The organism is Burkholderia sp. MSMB1588 (assembly GCF_001546925.1).
Taxonomy (GTDB): Bacteria; Pseudomonadota; Gammaproteobacteria; order Burkholderiales; family Burkholderiaceae; genus Burkholderia; species Burkholderia humptydooensis.
This window is the reverse complement of sequence record NZ_LNJS01000001.1, coordinates 3,149,504-3,164,702: the sequence shown is the minus strand read 5'-3', so window position 1 is coordinate 3,164,702 and position 15,199 is coordinate 3,149,504. Positions and strand designations below refer to the sequence as shown.

The 15,199-nt window shown below is 68.4% G+C and carries 15 protein-coding genes; 10 read left to right on the top strand and 5 right to left on the bottom strand.

Annotation, left to right across the window (positions count from 1 at the left end; genetic code table 11):
- Positions 1–84: 84 nt before the first annotated feature.
- Complete coding sequence (gene gap, locus WS92_RS26135) at positions 85–1,095, top strand: type I glyceraldehyde-3-phosphate dehydrogenase (RefSeq protein ID WP_015601908.1); 1,011 nt, start codon at positions 85–87, stop codon at positions 1,093–1,095.
- 105 nt (positions 1,096–1,200) lie between these two features.
- On the opposite strand, the gene WS92_RS26130 is transcribed toward gap, so the two are convergent.
- The 3 genes from WS92_RS26130 to WS92_RS26120 all read right to left on the bottom strand — a co-directional run bounded on the left by WS92_RS26130 (position 1,201) and on the right by WS92_RS26120 (position 3,741).
- Positions 1,201–2,403 carry an MFS transporter gene (locus WS92_RS26130; RefSeq protein WP_059931066.1) on the bottom strand — a complete coding sequence of 401 codons (1,203 nt, stop codon included), beginning with the start codon at positions 2,401–2,403 and terminating at the stop codon, positions 1,201–1,203.
- Between the two features lie 153 nt (positions 2,404–2,556).
- Positions 2,557–3,027: a cyanase gene (gene cynS / locus WS92_RS26125; protein WP_015601287.1), complete on the bottom strand. Its 471-nt coding sequence runs from the start codon at positions 3,025–3,027 to the stop codon at positions 2,557–2,559.
- 78 nt (positions 3,028–3,105) lie between these two features.
- Complete coding sequence (locus WS92_RS26120; RefSeq protein WP_059931146.1) at positions 3,106–3,741, bottom strand: carbonic anhydrase; 636 nt, start codon at positions 3,739–3,741, stop codon at positions 3,106–3,108.
- Between the two features lie 116 nt (positions 3,742–3,857).
- On the opposite strand from WS92_RS26120, the gene cynR reads away from it, so the two are divergent.
- The gene (cynR, locus tag WS92_RS26115; protein WP_015601230.1) at positions 3,858–4,799 is read left to right on the top strand and encodes a transcriptional regulator CynR; all 942 of its coding nucleotides are present in this window, start codon (positions 3,858–3,860) and stop codon (positions 4,797–4,799) included.
- Between the two features lie 69 nt (positions 4,800–4,868).
- On the opposite strand, the gene WS92_RS26110 is transcribed toward cynR, so the two are convergent.
- Positions 4,869–5,561 (bottom strand): FadR/GntR family transcriptional regulator, encoded by a 693-nt coding sequence (locus tag WS92_RS26110; RefSeq protein WP_015601801.1) that lies wholly within the window; start codon positions 5,559–5,561, stop codon positions 4,869–4,871.
- 244 nt (positions 5,562–5,805) lie between these two features.
- Here WS92_RS26110 and WS92_RS26105 point away from each other — a divergent pair, with 244 nt between their 5' ends.
- The 3 genes from WS92_RS26105 to WS92_RS26095 all read left to right on the top strand — a co-directional run bounded on the left by WS92_RS26105 (position 5,806) and on the right by WS92_RS26095 (position 8,770).
- Positions 5,806–7,128 (top strand): C4-dicarboxylate transporter DctA, encoded by a 1,323-nt coding sequence (locus tag WS92_RS26105; RefSeq protein ID WP_009913601.1) that lies wholly within the window; start codon positions 5,806–5,808, stop codon positions 7,126–7,128.
- A 93-nt stretch (positions 7,129–7,221) separates the two neighbouring features.
- Positions 7,222–8,232 carry an allantoicase gene (alc, locus tag WS92_RS26100; protein WP_015602091.1) on the top strand — a complete coding sequence of 337 codons (1,011 nt, stop codon included), beginning with the start codon at positions 7,222–7,224 and terminating at the stop codon, positions 8,230–8,232.
- 13 nt (positions 8,233–8,245) lie between these two features.
- The gene (locus WS92_RS26095; RefSeq protein ID WP_015600613.1) at positions 8,246–8,770 is read left to right on the top strand and encodes an ureidoglycolate lyase; all 525 of its coding nucleotides are present in this window, start codon (positions 8,246–8,248) and stop codon (positions 8,768–8,770) included.
- Between the two features lie 124 nt (positions 8,771–8,894).
- On the opposite strand, the gene fur is transcribed toward WS92_RS26095, so the two are convergent.
- Positions 8,895–9,323 (bottom strand): ferric iron uptake transcriptional regulator, encoded by a 429-nt coding sequence (fur, locus tag WS92_RS26090; protein ID WP_006025247.1) that lies wholly within the window; start codon positions 9,321–9,323, stop codon positions 8,895–8,897.
- Between the two features lie 153 nt (positions 9,324–9,476).
- Here fur and bamE point away from each other — a divergent pair, with 153 nt between their 5' ends.
- From bamE to leuS, 5 genes are all read left to right on the top strand, one after another.
- Entirely contained in the window at positions 9,477–10,274 is a 798-nt protein-coding gene (gene bamE, locus WS92_RS26085; protein ID WP_015601067.1) for an outer membrane protein assembly factor BamE, read from the top strand.
- 74 nt (positions 10,275–10,348) lie between these two features.
- A complete protein-coding gene (dapB, locus tag WS92_RS26080; protein ID WP_009913595.1) occupies positions 10,349–11,146 on the top strand; it encodes a 4-hydroxy-tetrahydrodipicolinate reductase in 798 nt (265 codons plus the stop codon).
- A gap of 19 nt (positions 11,147–11,165) precedes the next feature.
- A complete protein-coding gene (locus WS92_RS26075; protein WP_006025250.1) occupies positions 11,166–11,861 on the top strand; it encodes a MotA/TolQ/ExbB proton channel family protein in 696 nt (231 codons plus the stop codon).
- 40 nt (positions 11,862–11,901) lie between these two features.
- Entirely contained in the window at positions 11,902–12,393 is a 492-nt protein-coding gene (locus WS92_RS26070; protein WP_059931065.1) for an ExbD/TolR family protein, read from the top strand.
- Positions 12,394–12,564: 171 nt separating this feature from the next.
- Positions 12,565–15,159: a leucine--tRNA ligase gene (gene leuS, locus WS92_RS26065; protein WP_059931062.1), complete on the top strand. Its 2,595-nt coding sequence runs from the start codon at positions 12,565–12,567 to the stop codon at positions 15,157–15,159.
- The last annotated feature ends 40 nt before the right edge of the window (positions 15,160–15,199 follow it).

The following is a 15,199-nucleotide window of genomic DNA, read 5'->3' as shown; positions in this document are numbered from 1 at the left end:
CGACGCCCGGGCGGCCGTGCCCCGCGCCGGCCGGGCGCGCGTGAAGCTGCACGAAGTATTTTTTCAGCCATCAGGAGATACACCATGACGATTCGCGTTGCAATCAACGGTTACGGCCGCATCGGCCGCAACACGCTGCGCGCTTTCTACGAAAACGGCAAGAAGCACGATCTCGAGATCGTTGCGATCAACGATCTGGGCGACGCGAAGACCAACGCGCACCTGACGCAGTACGACACCGCGCACGGCAAGTTCCCGGGTGAAGTGTCGGTCGACGGCGACTACCTCGTCGTGAACGGCGACAAGATCCGCGTGCTCGCGAACCGCAACCCGGCCGAGCTGCCGTGGGGCGAGCTGGGCGTCGACGTCGTGTTGGAATGCACGGGCTTCTTCACGTCGAAGGAAAAGGCGAGCGCGCACCTCAAGGGCGGCGCGAAGAAGGTGATCATCTCGGCGCCGGGCGGCAAGGACGTCGACGCGACGGTCGTCTACGGCGTGAACCACGACGTGCTGAAGGCCGAGCACACCGTGATCTCGAACGCATCGTGCACGACGAACTGCCTCGCGCCGCTCGTCAAGCCGCTGAACGACAAGATCGGCCTCGAAACCGGCCTGATGACGACGATCCACGCGTACACGAACGACCAGGTGCTGACGGACGTCTACCACGAAGACCTGCGCCGCGCGCGCTCGGCGACGCACAGCCAGATCCCGACGAAGACGGGGGCGGCGGCGGCCGTCGGCCTCGTGCTGCCGGAGCTGAACGGCAAGCTCGACGGCTACGCGATCCGCGTGCCGACCATCAACGTGTCGATCGTCGACCTGTCGTTCATCGCGAAGCGCGACACGACGGTGGCCGAAGTCAACGCGATCATGAAGGAAGCGTCGGAAGGTGCGCTGAAGGGCATCCTCGGCTACAACGACGCGCCGCTCGTGTCGATCGACTTCAACCACAACCCGGCTTCGTCGACGTTCGACGCGACGCTCACGAAGGTGGCGGGCCGCCTCGTCAAGGTGTCGAGCTGGTACGACAACGAGTGGGGCTTCTCGAACCGCATGCTGGATACGGCGATCGCGCTCGCGAACGCGAAGTGATCCCGCACGCGCGGGCCGCCTCGCGGCGGCCCGCGTCGCGACCGAGCCCGGTCCGGCTCCTGCCGGCCGGGCTTTTTTGTCGCCGCCCGCTTTTGTCGCCGCCGCTTATGGCGCGGCCTGTCGCCGCGCGCCGACGCGCTGCGACGCGCCCCACAGCGCGACGAGCCCGCCCGACAGGATCGCACCTGCGATGCAGACGCCGCGCCAGCCGTCAAGGCCGAACGCGGCGCCCGCCGCGCCCGAGCCGAGCGCGCCGCCGATGAAATAGCTCGTCAGATAGATCGTCGTGACGCGGCTGCGCGCGTCGCCGGCGAGCGCGTAGATCACGCTCTGGTTCGAGATGTGCAGGCCCTGCACGCCGACGTCGAGCAACAGGATGCCGACGATCAGCGCGGCGAGCGACTGCCCGCCCGCCGCGATCGGCGCGAATGACGCGAGCACCGCCGCGGCGAACAGGCCGGTCGCCGCGTTGCCGTGCCCGCGGTCGACGAGCCTTCCCGCCGAAGCCGCGGCGAGCGCGCCCACCGCGCCGACGATGCCGAACAGGCCGATCCGGCCTTCCGTATAGCCATACGGCGGCTGGCTGAGCAAAAACGTGAGGCCCGTCCACAGCAGGCTGAAACAGGCGAATACGAGCGCGCCATATGCGCAGCGCAGCGCGATCAGCGGCTGCGTGCGCACGAGCGCGCCGAGCGACTTCATCAGCGCCGCGTAGTCGATGCGCGCGTCGCGGCGATCCTTCGGCAGCTTCGCGGCGAGCACGCCCGCCAGCAACAGCACCATCAGCGCCGCGATCGCGTAGACGGCGCGCCAGCCGAGCCAGTCGGCGATCGCGCCAGATGCGACGCGCGCGAGCAGAATGCCGAGCAGGAGGCCGCTCATCACGGTGCCGACTGCGCGGCCGCGCGCCGCGTCGCCGGCGAGCGACGCGGCGAACGGCACGAGCAACTGCGTCGAGCACGTGACGAAGCCGACGCACATGTTCGCCGCGATGAAGAAGCCGTAGCTCGTACTCGACGCGACCGCGACGAGCGCGACGATGTTGGCGATCAGCAGCCGCACGATCAGCGTGTGGCGATTGACGACGTCGCCGAGCGGCACGACGACGAGGAGGCTCGCCGCGTAGCCGAGCTGCGTCAGCGTGACGAGATAGCCGAGCTCGGCGGGTTTGCGCCCGAAGCTCGCGGCGATCGCCGCGAGGAGCGGCTGCGAATAGTAGAGGTTGCCGATGACGATGCCGCAGGCGCATGCGAACAGCAGCGTCATCCCGCGCGTCAGCGCGGGCGGGGTGGCGGTGACGGAATTCATGAGGCGCGTGGCGAAGAAGGACGGGGGTGGAAAGAGCGAAGCGACTGAAGCGGCTCGAGCGAACGAAGCGAACGAAGCGAGCGGCCGCGGGCGATGCGCGCGGCGGGCCGCGCGAAGCCGCCCGCCGGGTCGAGCCGCGTGTCGGTGCGGCGTTCAGAAAGGCTTTGTCGGCAGATATTTGCTGTCGAGCGTGATGACGGCGCGCGAGCCGCCCTCCGGATCGTCGACCTTCCTGATGTCGAGCCTGAAATTGATCGCGCTGACGATGCCGTCGCCGAATTGCTCGTGAATCAGCGCCTTCAGCGTCGAGCCGTACACCTGCACGATTTCGTAGAAGCGGTAGATCGTCGGATCGGTCGGGATGCCGCCGGGGATGCTGCCGCGCACGGGGATCGTCTGCAGCAGGCGCACCGCGTCGTCGTCGAGGTCGAGCTTCGCGGCGACGGCGCGCGCGGCGTCGGCGGGCAGCGGATGCTGGCCGAGCAGCGCGGCCGTCGTGAACGCGACGCTCAGGCCGGTGCCCTCGTTGATCTGCTCGAACGTAAGGTTCTTGCGCGTCTTCGCGTCGACGATGCGCTCGGCGAGCGCCTCGCGTGCGGACTGGCTATGTTGCGATTGGGTCATGCGGACTCCTTGCGGTGAGGGATCGGGGAAGCGAAGGGAAATGGCGGGCGCGATGCGTGACGCGCGAGGCTTCGTGCATCACGCCGCGCGCACGTGCGGATGCTCGGCGAGCGCGACGAAGCGGCCCGTTGTGCTGTCGAGCGCGTCGATCGAGCCGGTTTCGATGTCGTACACCCAGCCGTGCAGCGCGAGGCGCCCTTGCTCGAGCGCGAGCCGCACCGACGGATGCGTATTGAGGTTCGCGAGTTGCGCAACGACGTTTTCTCGCACCATCGAATCGACGCGCGCCTGCTCGCTTGCGTGTTCGCGCGCTTCGTTCACGCATTTCGCGGCGTCCGCGTAGCGCAGCCAGCCGCGCACGGCGGGCAGATGGTCGAGGCATGCGCACGACGCGATCGCGTGCATCGCGCCGCAGTCGGAGTGGCCGCACACGACGATGTCGGCCACTTCAAGCACCGCGACCGCATATTCGACGGACGCCGATACGCCGCCGGGCTGCGGGCCGAACGACGGCACGATGTTGCCCGCGTTGCGGATCACGAACAGGTCGCCGGGCTCGCGCTGCGTGACGAGTTCGGGCACGAGGCGGCTGTCCGAGCACGAGATGAAGAGGGCGCGCGGCTGCTGGCTCGTGGCGAGGCGCTTGAACAACGCCGTGCGCGGCGCAAACGCGTCGCGCTGGAACTTCAGAAACCCTTCGATGATGTCCTGCATCGTGTGCTCCGTGATCGGTGGCAAAAGCCGAGGACCGAAGAATGAGGCAAACGATTCATAGCGTCCAAGACCGGTTTATTATTGTTCGCATAGGCAAAACCAATATCCGGGACGCGATGCTGCTACGACATATCCGCTATTTTCTCGCCGTCGCCGAACAGGGCAACTTCACGCGCGCGGCCGAGGCGCTGCACGTGTCGCAGCCGACGCTGTCGCAGCAGATCAGGCAGCTCGAGGACGCGCTCGGCGTGCAGTTGTTCGACCGCGCGGCTCGCGCCGTGCGGTTGACCGAATTCGGCGCCGCGTATGCGCGGCACGCGCGGGCCGCGCTGCAGCAGCTCGAGGCCGGGCGTCGCGCGGTGCACGACGTCGAGAATCTGCAGAGCGGCTCGCTGCGGCTCGCGATGACGCCGACCTTCTCCGCGTATCTGATCGGCTGGCTGATCGACGGCTTCAATGCGCGCTATCCGAACCTGAAGCTGACGATCCGCGAGCTGCCGCAGGAGCAGATCGAGCCGCTCCTGGCCGACGACGAGCTCGACGTCGGCATCGCGTTCGACGCGACGCAGTCGCCGGAAATCGAAGCGACGCCGCTCTGGGTCGAGACGCTCGCGCTTGTCGTCGGCCGCGACCATCGGCATGCGCGCCGCCGCAAGCCGCTTTCGCCCGGCGAGGCCGCCGACGAGCCGCTGATCCTGTTGAGCCGCGCGTTCGCGACGCGCAGCAAGGTCGACGAGTACTTCCATCGCAACGGGCTCACGCCGCGCGTCGCGATCGAGGTGAACTCGATCAGCGCGATGCTGGAGATGGTGCGCGGCGGACGGATTGCGACGGTGCTGCCGTCGGTGATCGCCGAGCGTCGTGACGATTTGTGCGCGATCCGGCTCGAGCCGTCGCTGCCGCAACGCACGGCGGCGCTGTTGATGCGCAAGGGCGGGTATCGAAGCGCGGCGACGCGGGCGTTCGTCGATCATGTGCTGGCGAGGCGGCACGAAATCGGAAGCCGCGGCGGGGCGGGCGCGACGGCGCGCCGTCGGGCGGCGAGTAGTGGCGAGTAGTGGCGAGGCGCGGGACGGTTCGTGCGGTGCGCGATTTCCGTGCGCTGACGCGATGCCGAGCCCGACGCGTCAGTGCTTCGGCGTCGGAAAGAACACGCCCGCGCGTTGCGCGGCGTTCGAGATGTGCGCTTCGATCGCCGCGCCCGCGGCGGCGGGGTCCTTCGCGATCAGCGCGTCGAGAATCGCGCGATGCTCGCGATACGTCGACAGCACGAGCTCGCGCCGGTAGAACGGCATCCGCTGGCTTTCCTTCATGATGTCCGCGCTGCCGCGCAGGATCGACTCGATCGCCGCGTTGCCGGCGAGACTGACGATCCGTATGTGGAAATCGAAGTCGAGCTGCGACGCGCTGTCGAGCTCGTCGTTCGCGAGCGCCTCCTGCAGCGCGGCGATGTTCTCTTCGAACCACGCGAGATCCTGCTCGCTGACGGCGAGCGCGGCCATTCGCGCGGCGAAGCCTTCGAGCGCATAGCGCATCTGGTAGGTGTCGGGCAGCGACGATTGCTCGGCGAAGCGCCATGCGTGCGCGGCGCTTGCCTGCGCGCTCTCGACATACACGCCCTTGCCGGGACGGATGCGCAGCATGCCGAGCGCCTCGAGCGTCGACAGCGCCTCGCGCAGCGACGCGCGGCTGATCTCCAGTTCTTCGGACAATTGACGTTGCGCGGGCAACAGGCTGCCGACGGGATAGAAGCCGCGCTCGATCCGGTCTCGGATCGTGGCGATGGCGGCGTCGGTGACGGTATGCGGAACGTTCTTCATGCAGTGGATCGATTGCGCGGTCTGACCGGCATTCTAAACCGGCGGCGCCGCCACGCGCCCCGGCTCCGGGAAAGCGATGATCCGGCGCGCGCCACGGCTGCGCAATCGCAGCGGAAAAGCCGGGGTAATCCCTATTTTTGGCGTCCTTGACTCGACTATATCGGCTTCCTACTATCGTCCATAACAATACTGGTCGGACCAGTATGAACAGACGAATCCGCAACCGTTGTGACGGGAGAACGCCGTGTCGAAGTTTCTCAATTCGCTGTTTGGTCGGGTGGTCATCGCGCTGTTGATCGGCGTGGCGCTCGGCGCTTTCTTCCCGCACTTCGCGCAGTCGCTGCGGCCATTGGGTGACGGGTTCCTGAAGCTGATCAAGATGGTGATCGGGCCGATCGTGTTCTGCGTCGTCGTGAGCGGCATGGCGAACGCGGGCGATCTGAAGAAGGTCGGCCGCGTCGGCCTGAAGGCCGTCGTCTATTTCGAGGCGATGACGACGCTCGCGCTCGGCATCGGCCTCGTGCTCGCGTACCTGACGAAGCCGGGTGTCGGGATGAACGTCGATCTGCATACGCTCGACGCCGCGTCGCTCGCCGATTACGCGAAGAACGCGCAGAGCCTGAAGGACACGGCGGGCTATCTGCTGAAGATCATCCCCGAGACCGCATTCGATGCGTTCGCGAAAGGCGACATCCTGCAGATCCTCGTGTTCTCGGTGCTGTTCGGTTCCGCGCTGTCGCTGCTCGGCGACAAGGCGAAGCGCGTGAACACGCTGATCGACGAATTCGCGCAGGTGTTCTTCCGCGTGATGGGCTTCATCATCAAGCTCGCGCCGCTCGGCGTGCTCGGCGCGATCGCGTTCACGACCGGCAAGTACGGCGTCGCGTCGCTCAAGCAGCTCGGCCTGCTCGTGATCGTGTTCTACGCGAGCTGCGTCGTGTTCGTCGCGATCGTGCTCGGCGCGGTGATGAGGCTTGCGGGCTTCTCGGTGTTCAAGCTGATCCGCTATCTGCGCGAGGAGCTGCTGATCGTGCTCGGCACCGCGTCGTCGGACGCCGTGCTGCCGCAGGTGATGCGCAAGCTCGAATGGATGGGCGTGAAGGACTCGACGGTCGGCCTCGTGATCCCGACCGGCTACTCGTTCAACCTCGACGGCTTCTCGATCTACCTGACGCTCGCCGTGCTCTTCATCGCGCAGGCGACCAACACGCCGCTGTCGATGCACGACCTGATCGTCGTGCTGCTCGTGTCGCTCGTCACGTCGAAGGGCGCGCACGGGATTCCGGGTTCGGCGATCGTGATTCTCGCCGCGACGCTGTCGGCGATCCCCGCGCTGCCCGTGCTCGGCCTCGTGCTGATCCTGCCCGTCGATTGGTTCGTCGGCATCGCGCGCGCGCTCACGAACCTGCTCGGCAACTGCGTTGCGACGATCGTCGTCGCGGTGTGGGAGCACGACATCGACCGCGCCCGCGCGAAGCGCGTGCTGAACGAAGAGCTGCGCTACGTGCCGGCGGGCGAGGAAAGCCCGAACGGCGCGATCGCGGACGGCGGCGCGCACGCGCTCTGACGCGGCGCCGCCCGGCGTCGCGCGCCGGCGCTTCGTTTTTCAGGTTTTCGGTTTTTCCGCTTTTCGGACCTACATCCAACAACAGGAGACGACATGGCCGCCCCGATCATCGATCCGAACGCGCCCGCGTTCACGCGCCGCTACATGAATCTCGCCGATCCGCGCCTCGGCGCGAAGGCGCTCTTCGCGAGCGACGAATTCTTCGCGCCGAAGGAGCGGATGCTCGATCCGGAGCCCGCCGTGTTCATCCCCGGCAAGTACGACGACCACGGCAAATGGATGGACGGCTGGGAGACGCGCCGCAAGCGCACGACGGGGCACGACTTCTGCGTCGTGCGGCTCGCGCGGCCGGGCGTCGTGTACGGCGTCGATCTCGACACGAGCCATTTCACCGGCAATTTCCCGCCCGCCGCGTCGATCGACGCGTGCGTGTCGGACGCGGACACGCCGGCGGACGACGCCGTCTGGGAGACGCTCGTGCCCGCGACGACGCTCGCGGGCAACCAGCATCACTACATCGACGTGAGCAATCCTCGCGCCTATACGCACCTGCGCGTGAACCTGTATCCGGACGGCGGGCTCGCGCGGCTGCGCGTGTACGGCCAGCCGCAGGGCGACTGGAGCCGCGCGGCGCGCGGCGAGCTCGTCGATCTCGCCGCGATCGAGAACGGCGCGTATCTCGTCGCCGCGAACAACGAGCACTTCGGCCCCGCGTCGCGGATGCTGATGCCCGGGCGCGGCGCGAACATGGGTGACGGCTGGGAGACGCGCCGCCGCCGCGAGCCCGGCAACGACTGGGCGATCGTCGCGCTCGCGCGGCCCGGCGTGATTCGCAGGGTCGAAGTCGATACCGCGCACTTCAAGGGCAATTTCCCGGACCGCTGCTCGCTGCAGGCGGCGCGCGTCGCGGGCGGCACCGACGCGTCGCTCGTCACGCAGGCGATGTTCTGGCCGGTGCTGCTCGGCGAGCAGCCGCTCAGGATGGACAGCGTGCACACGTTCGAGACGGAGCTCGCCGCGCTCGGCCCCGTCACGCACGTGCGCCTGAACATTCATCCGGACGGCGGCGTGTCGCGGCTGCGCCTCTGGGGCGAGCTCGCGTAACGGGGGGGCGCGCATGCAGACGCTGCATACCTTGCGCCTCGAGCGCCTGACGCGGGAAGCGTTCGCGCCGTTCGGCGACGTGATCGAACTCGCGGGTGCCCGCCGCTTCCTGATCAACGGCGGGACGACGGAGCGCTTCCACGATCTCGCGTCGATCGACGTCACGGAGGGGGGCGGGCTGCCGCTCGTGAGCCTTTTTCGCGCGCAGCCGCGCGCGTGGCCGATCGAGGTCGACATGATGGAGCGGCATCCGCTCGGCAGCCAGGCGTTCGTCCCGCTCGCGGCGGTCGCGCGCTACGCGATCGTCGTGGCTCCCGCGGGCGAATTCGATCCGACCCGGATGCGCGCGTTTCTCGCGCAGGGCTGGCAAGGCGTCAATTATGCGAAGGGTGTCTGGCACCATCCGCTCCTCGCGCTCGATGCGGTGAGCGATTTTGTCGTGATCGATCGCGGCGGCGCGCAGCCGAACTGCGACGAGATCGCGCTCGACGCGCACCGGCGGCTCGTCGCGGACGACGCGCACGCAAGCGCCGCCTGACGCGCGCCTAATTGGCGCTCGACGCGCACGCGAGGCGCGACGCAAAAAGGCCCAGCCTGGCTTGCGCCGGCTGGGCCTTGCGCATGCGCGGCGCTCGGGCCGCGCCGCGCGCCGAGTGCTGGCCTCAGTGCTTGCGATAGGGGCAGTTTTCCGTCGTGCAGGTGCCGTACATCGCGAGCGAATGCTCCTGCAGCTTGAAGCCGCGTTCCTTCGCGATCGCCTGCTGGCGGGTTTCGATCTCGGCGTCGAAGAACTCTTCGACGCGGCCGCAATCGATACACACGAGATGATCGTGGTGCGAGCCTTCGTTCAGCTCGAACACGGCCTTGCCGGATTCGAAGTTGCTGCGCGAGAGCAGGCCCGCCTGCTCGAACTGGGTGAGCACGCGGTAGACGGTTGCGAGGCCGATGTCGAGCTCCTCGTGCAGCAGGTTGCGATAGACGTCTTCAGCCGTCAGGTGGCGGACCGGGCTTTGCTGGAAAATTTCGAGGATCTTGAGGCGCGGTAGGGTGGCCTTGAGCCCGATGTTTTTGAGATCGGTCGGATTGGTCATGGCTAGGCGTCCCTAGAGTACAATGCAGGGCTTCAATAGTACCGGCTTTTCGCCTTTTCAGTCATCTGTGACATTCTCGCGCGGCCTCGGACAAGGGCCAGCACGGTGAGGGACATGATTCCAAGATCGCTTTTGCAACTTCAGAGGAGCCGCGTGCGGAGCACCGTCATCGCAGCCGTCGCCGTGGTCGGACTGGCCGCCTGTTCGTCGTACGACAGCGTGACCCAACGGATCGCGCAGAGCATTACGCCGTATCGGATCACCGTCGTCCAGGGCAACTTCGTGTCGCAGGAAAAGGCGTCGCAACTGCAGGTCGGCATGTCGCGCGAGCAGGTGCGCGCGCTGCTCGGCACGCCGCTTCTGACCGACATGTTCCATGCGGATCGCTGGGACTACATCTTCTACTTCAAGCGCGGCTCGACGTCGGTCGTCCAGCAGCGCGATCTCGTGGTGAATTTCGCGGGCGACCGCCTCGCGGGCTGGACAGGCGCCGACAATCTGCCGTCCGAGCTCGATCTGCTCGCCGACATCGACGGCGATCGTCGCGGCAAGAAGGCGCGCAAGGCGGCTGCGGCCGCGAGCGCCGCGTCCGCGCCGGAGGTTGCGGCGGCGGCGCCCGAAGCCGCGCAGGCGGCGGATCAGAGCGACGCGAACGCGCAGGCGGCGCGCGCGGCGAACCGCGCGACCGCGCAGGTGTCCGGCCAGAGCGGCGCGGCGGCCCGCTTCTCGCCGTCCGCGCAGGCGGCGCCGAACGCTCCGACCCCTGGCGGCTTGCCGCCCGGCGCCGCGCCCGCGATCCAGCCGCAGTTCCAGTTCCATCGTCCGCCTCCGCCGGCCGCCACGCAGGGCGGCGCGAGCCAGCCGGTCGGCCCGCAGGGCGCCGACAGCCTGCCGAACCAGCCGCTCACGGCGCCCGCGCCCGCATCCGGCGCGCAGGGAACGGGCGGCTGATCCGGCAGTCCGAACCAATCCGGGGCGGCGCGCGCCGCCCGTCTTTCATTCGTAGCAGGTAGCGCATGTCGTCCATGAAGATTGCGATTGCTGGTGCGTCCGGCCGGATGGGCCGGATGCTGATCGAAGCGGTGCTCGCCGCGCCCGACGCGACGCTCGCCGGCGCGCTCGACCGCACGGGCTCGCCGCAGCTCGGCCAGGACGCGGGCGCGTTCCTCGGCAAACAGACCGGGGTCGCGCTCACCGACGATATCGAGCGCGTGTGCGCCGAAGCCGACTGCCTGATCGACTTCACGCGCCCCGAGGGCACGCTCGCGCATCTGGATGCGGCGCTGCGCCACGACGTGAAGCTCGTGATCGGCACGACGGGCTTCAGCGAGCCGCAGAAGGCGCAACTGCGCGCGGCGGGCGAGAGGATCGCGCTCGTGTTCTCGGCGAACATGAGCGTCGGCGTGAACGTCACGATGAAGCTGCTCGAATTCGCGGCGAAGCAGTTCGCGCAAGGCTACGACATCGAGATCATCGAGGCGCATCACCGGCACAAGGTCGATGCGCCGTCCGGCACCGCGCTGATGATGGGCGAGACGATCGCCGCCGCGACAGGCCGCTCGCTCGACGAATGCGCGGTCTACGGCCGCCACGGCGTGACGGGCGAGCGCGATCCGTCGACGATCGGCTTCTCGGCGATCCGCGGCGGCGACATCGTCGGCGATCACACGGTGCTCTTCGCCGGCATCGGCGAGCGCATCGAGATCACGCACAAATCGGCGAGCCGCGTGTCGTATGCGCAAGGGGCGCTGCGCGCGGCGCGCTTCCTCGCCGGCCGCGAGACCGGCTTCTTCGACATGCAGGACGTGCTCGGCCTGCGCTGAGCGCCACTTCCGGGCATCGATGGCGACCCCGACCGGCATCCTCCATTACCTCGAGAGCGGCGACGCCGTCACGCACGCGGTTGCTTACGTGCTGCTCGCGATGTCGATCGCGAGCTGGTGCTTCCTGCTCGTGAAGGCGTGGGTGCTGGTGCGCGCGAAGCGCCAGGGGCCCGGAGCGCTCGCCGCGTTCTGGCGCGCGGCGACGCTCGACGACGGCGTCGCGGCACTGCGCGCAGCCGACAAGGAGCGCGTGTTCGCGCCGCTCGCCGAGGCCGCGCGTGATGCCGACGCCGCGTCGCGCGTCGAGCCGCATGCGCTCTTTGCGCGCGTCGAGCGCGGAGAGCGGGTGCTGCGCGCGCTGCGCCACGCGCTGCGCGCGTCGCAGCGGCGGCTCGAATTCGGCCAGGTGCTGCTCGCGTCGATCGGCAGCACCGCGCCGTTCGTCGGCCTGCTCGGCACCGTCTGGGGGATCTATCACGCGCTCGGCAGCATCGCGGCGAGCGGGCAGGCGCAGATCGAGAACGTCGCCGGCCCGGTCGGCGAGGCGCTCATCATGACCGCGTTCGGCCTGGTCGTCGCGATTCCGGCCGTGCTCGCGTACAACATCCTCGGGCGGCTCGTGCGCCAGCTCGTCGAGGAGCTCGACGGCTTCGCACGCGATCTGCACGTGTTCGTCTGCGGCGAGCCGGCCGCAACCCCGGCCGCCGCGCCCTGACCAGCGGCGTCGATCCGATACACCCAGCGAGGAGGGCGGCATGGCGTTCGGCGGACTCGATCATCAGCACACGTCGCAGCCGATGGCGGACATCAACATGACGCCGCTCATCGACGTGATGCTCGTGCTGCTCGTCATCTTCATCATCACCGCGCCGCTCATGACGCACGCGATCCGGCTCGATTTGCCGAAGGTCGCGGCGGCGCCCGCGCGCGAGACGCCCGAGACGATCACGGTGTCGATCGACACGGCGGGCAAGCTGTACTGGAACGACGCGCCCGTCGCGCCCGATGCGCTCGCCGCGCGGCTGCGCGACGCGGCGGCGGGCGGCAAGGACCCGGAGCTGCACCTGCGCGCCGCGCGCGACACCCGCTACGACACGATCGCGCAGGTGATGGGCGCCGCGCAGCAGGCGGGCGTCGCGCGGATCGGCTTCGTCACCGACGCGTCCGCGCCGCCGCCGGCCCGGCAGTCGCCGCCGCGCGCCGCGCCGCAGCAGCCGCGGCCGCAATCGCCTGCCGCGCCGCGCTGATCGCGGCCCGCGCCCGCTCGGACGGCGTTGCTGGCCGGCGCGGACGGTATAATTGACGTTTTCCCTGCGCCGCGCCCCGGCCGCCGGGGAAGCGCGACTTTCGATCCACTCGAGCGCGCGTGCCCGGCGCTTCGCGCCGCGCGCCGCTCAACGCCCAGCCCGAACCACACCATGCACGAAAGATACGTACCCGCCGACGTCGAAGCCGCCGCCCAGAGCGACTGGCGCGCAGCCGATGCCTACCACTCGACGGAAGACGCGAACCGCAAGAAGTTCTACTGCGTGTCGATGCTGCCTTACCCGTCCGGCAAGCTGCACATGGGCCACGTGCGCAACTACACGATCAACGACGTGATGTACCGCTATCTGCGGATGAACGGCTACAACACGCTGATGCCGATGGGCTGGGACGCGTTCGGGATGCCGGCCGAGAACGCCGCGATGGCCAACGGCGTGCCGCCCGCGCAGTGGACGTACGAGAACATCGCGTACATGAAGAAGCAGATGCAGTCGATGGGCCTCGCGATCGACTGGTCGCGCGAGGTCACGACCTGCAAGCCCGACTACTACAAGTGGAACCAGTGGCTGTTCCTGAAAATGCTCGAGAAGGGCATCGCGTACAAGAAGACGGGCATCGTGAACTGGGACCCGGTCGACCAGACCGTGCTCGCGAACGAGCAGGTGATCGACGGGCGCGGCTGGCGTTCGGGCGCGCTCGTCGAGAAGCGCGAGATCCCGATGTACTACATGCGGATCACGCAGTACGCGGACGAGCTGCTGAACGATCTCGACGGCCTCGGCTGGCCCGAGCGCGTGAAGATCATGCAGCAGAACTGGATCGGCAAGAGCTTCGGCGTGAACTTCGGCTTCCCGTACGCGCTCGACGGCGAGCAGAAGCTGCTGCGCGTGTTCACGACGCGCGCGGACACGATCATGGGCGTCACGTTCTGCGCGATCGCGGCCGAGCATCCGCTCGCCGCGCGGCTTGCGCAGGACAAGCCCGAGCTGCAGGCGTTCATCGACGAATGCAGGCACGGCGGCGTCGCCGAGGCCGACATCGCGACGATGGAGAAGAAGGGCGTCGCGACGGGTTTTTCGGTGTCGCATCCGCTCACGGGCGCGCCCGTCGAGGTGTGGATCGGCAACTACGTGCTGATGAGCTACGGCGAGGGCGCGGTGATGGGCGTGCCCGCGCACGACGAGCGCGACTTCGCGTTCGCGAAGAAGTACGGCCTGCCGATCCAGCAGGTGATTTCCGCGGAAGGCGAGACGTACTCGACCGACGCGTGGCAGGAGTGGTACGCCGACAAGACGCGCGCCGTGTGCGTGAACAGCGGCAAGTACGACGGCCTCGCGTACGACGCGGCCGTCGACGCGATCGCGGCCGACCTGAAGGCGGGCGGCTTCGGCGACAGGCAGATCACGTACCGGCTGCGCGACTGGGGCATTTCGCGTCAGCGCTACTGGGGCACGCCGATTCCGATCATCCATTGCCCGTCCTGCGGCGACGTGCCGGTGCCGGAGCAGGACCTGCCCGTCGTGCTGCCGGAAGACCTCGTGCCGGACGGCACGGGCAACCCGCTCGCCAAATCCGACGCGTTCCTGAACTGCGCGTGCCCGAAGTGCGGCGCGGCCGCGAAGCGCGAAACGGACACGATGGACACGTTCGTCGATTCCGCGTGGTACTTCTCGCGCTACGCGGCGCCCGACGCCGAGACGATGGTCGATGCGCGCACCGACTACTGGATGCCGATGGATCAATACATCGGCGGCATCGAGCACGCGATCCTGCACCTGCTGTACTCGCGCTTCTGGGCGAAGGTGATGCGCGACCTCGGCCTCGTCGCGTTCGGCGAGCCGGCGAAGAACCTGCTCACGCAGGGGATGGTGCTCAACGAGACGTTCTTCCGCGAGGACGCGGCGGGCAAGAAGACCTGGTACAACCCGGCCGACGTCACCGTGTCGTTCGACGACAAGGGGCGCCCCGTCGGCGCGGTGCTGAAGGCGGACGGGCAGCCGGTCGAGCTGGGCGGCATCGAGAAGATGTCGAAGTCGAAGAACAACGGCGTCGATCCGCAGATGCTGATCGACCATTACGGCGCCGACACCGCGCGCCTTTTCACGATGTTCGCCGCGCCGCCCGAGCAGCAGCTCGAGTGGTCGGGCGCGGGCGTCGACGGCGCGAGCCGCTTCCTGCGCCGCGTGTGGGCGTTCGGCTTCGCGAACCGCGAGGCGCTCGCCGTGCGCGCGTCGTTCGACGCCGCGCAGCTCGCCGAAGCGGACAGGACGCTGCGCCGCGAGATCCACGGCGTGCTGAAGCAGGCCGATTTCGACTACCAGCGGCTGCAGTACAACACGGTCGTGTCGGCCGCGATGAAGATGCTGAACGCGATCGAAAGCGCGAAGGGCGCGACGCCCGCCGTGCAGCGCGAGACCTACGGCGTGCTGCTGCGCGTGCTGTATCCGGTCGTGCCGCACGTCACGTTCGAGCTGTGGAAGGCGCTCGGCTACGCGGACGAGTACGCGCCGCTCCTCGACGCGCCGTGGCCGAAGGTCGACGAGGCCGCGCTCGAGCAGGCCGAGATCGAGCTCGTGCTGCAGATCAACGGCAAGGTGCGCGGCGCGCTGAAGGTCGCGACGGATGCGAGCCGCGAGGCGATCGAGGCGGCGGCCGTCGCCGACGAGATGTTCGCGAAATTCGCCGAAGGCAAGCCGGCGAAGAAGATCATTGTCGTGCCGGGCCGTCTCGTGAACGTCGTCGTCTGACGGCGCGCGCGGGCGGGGCAGGCATGCATCAGCAAGGAGC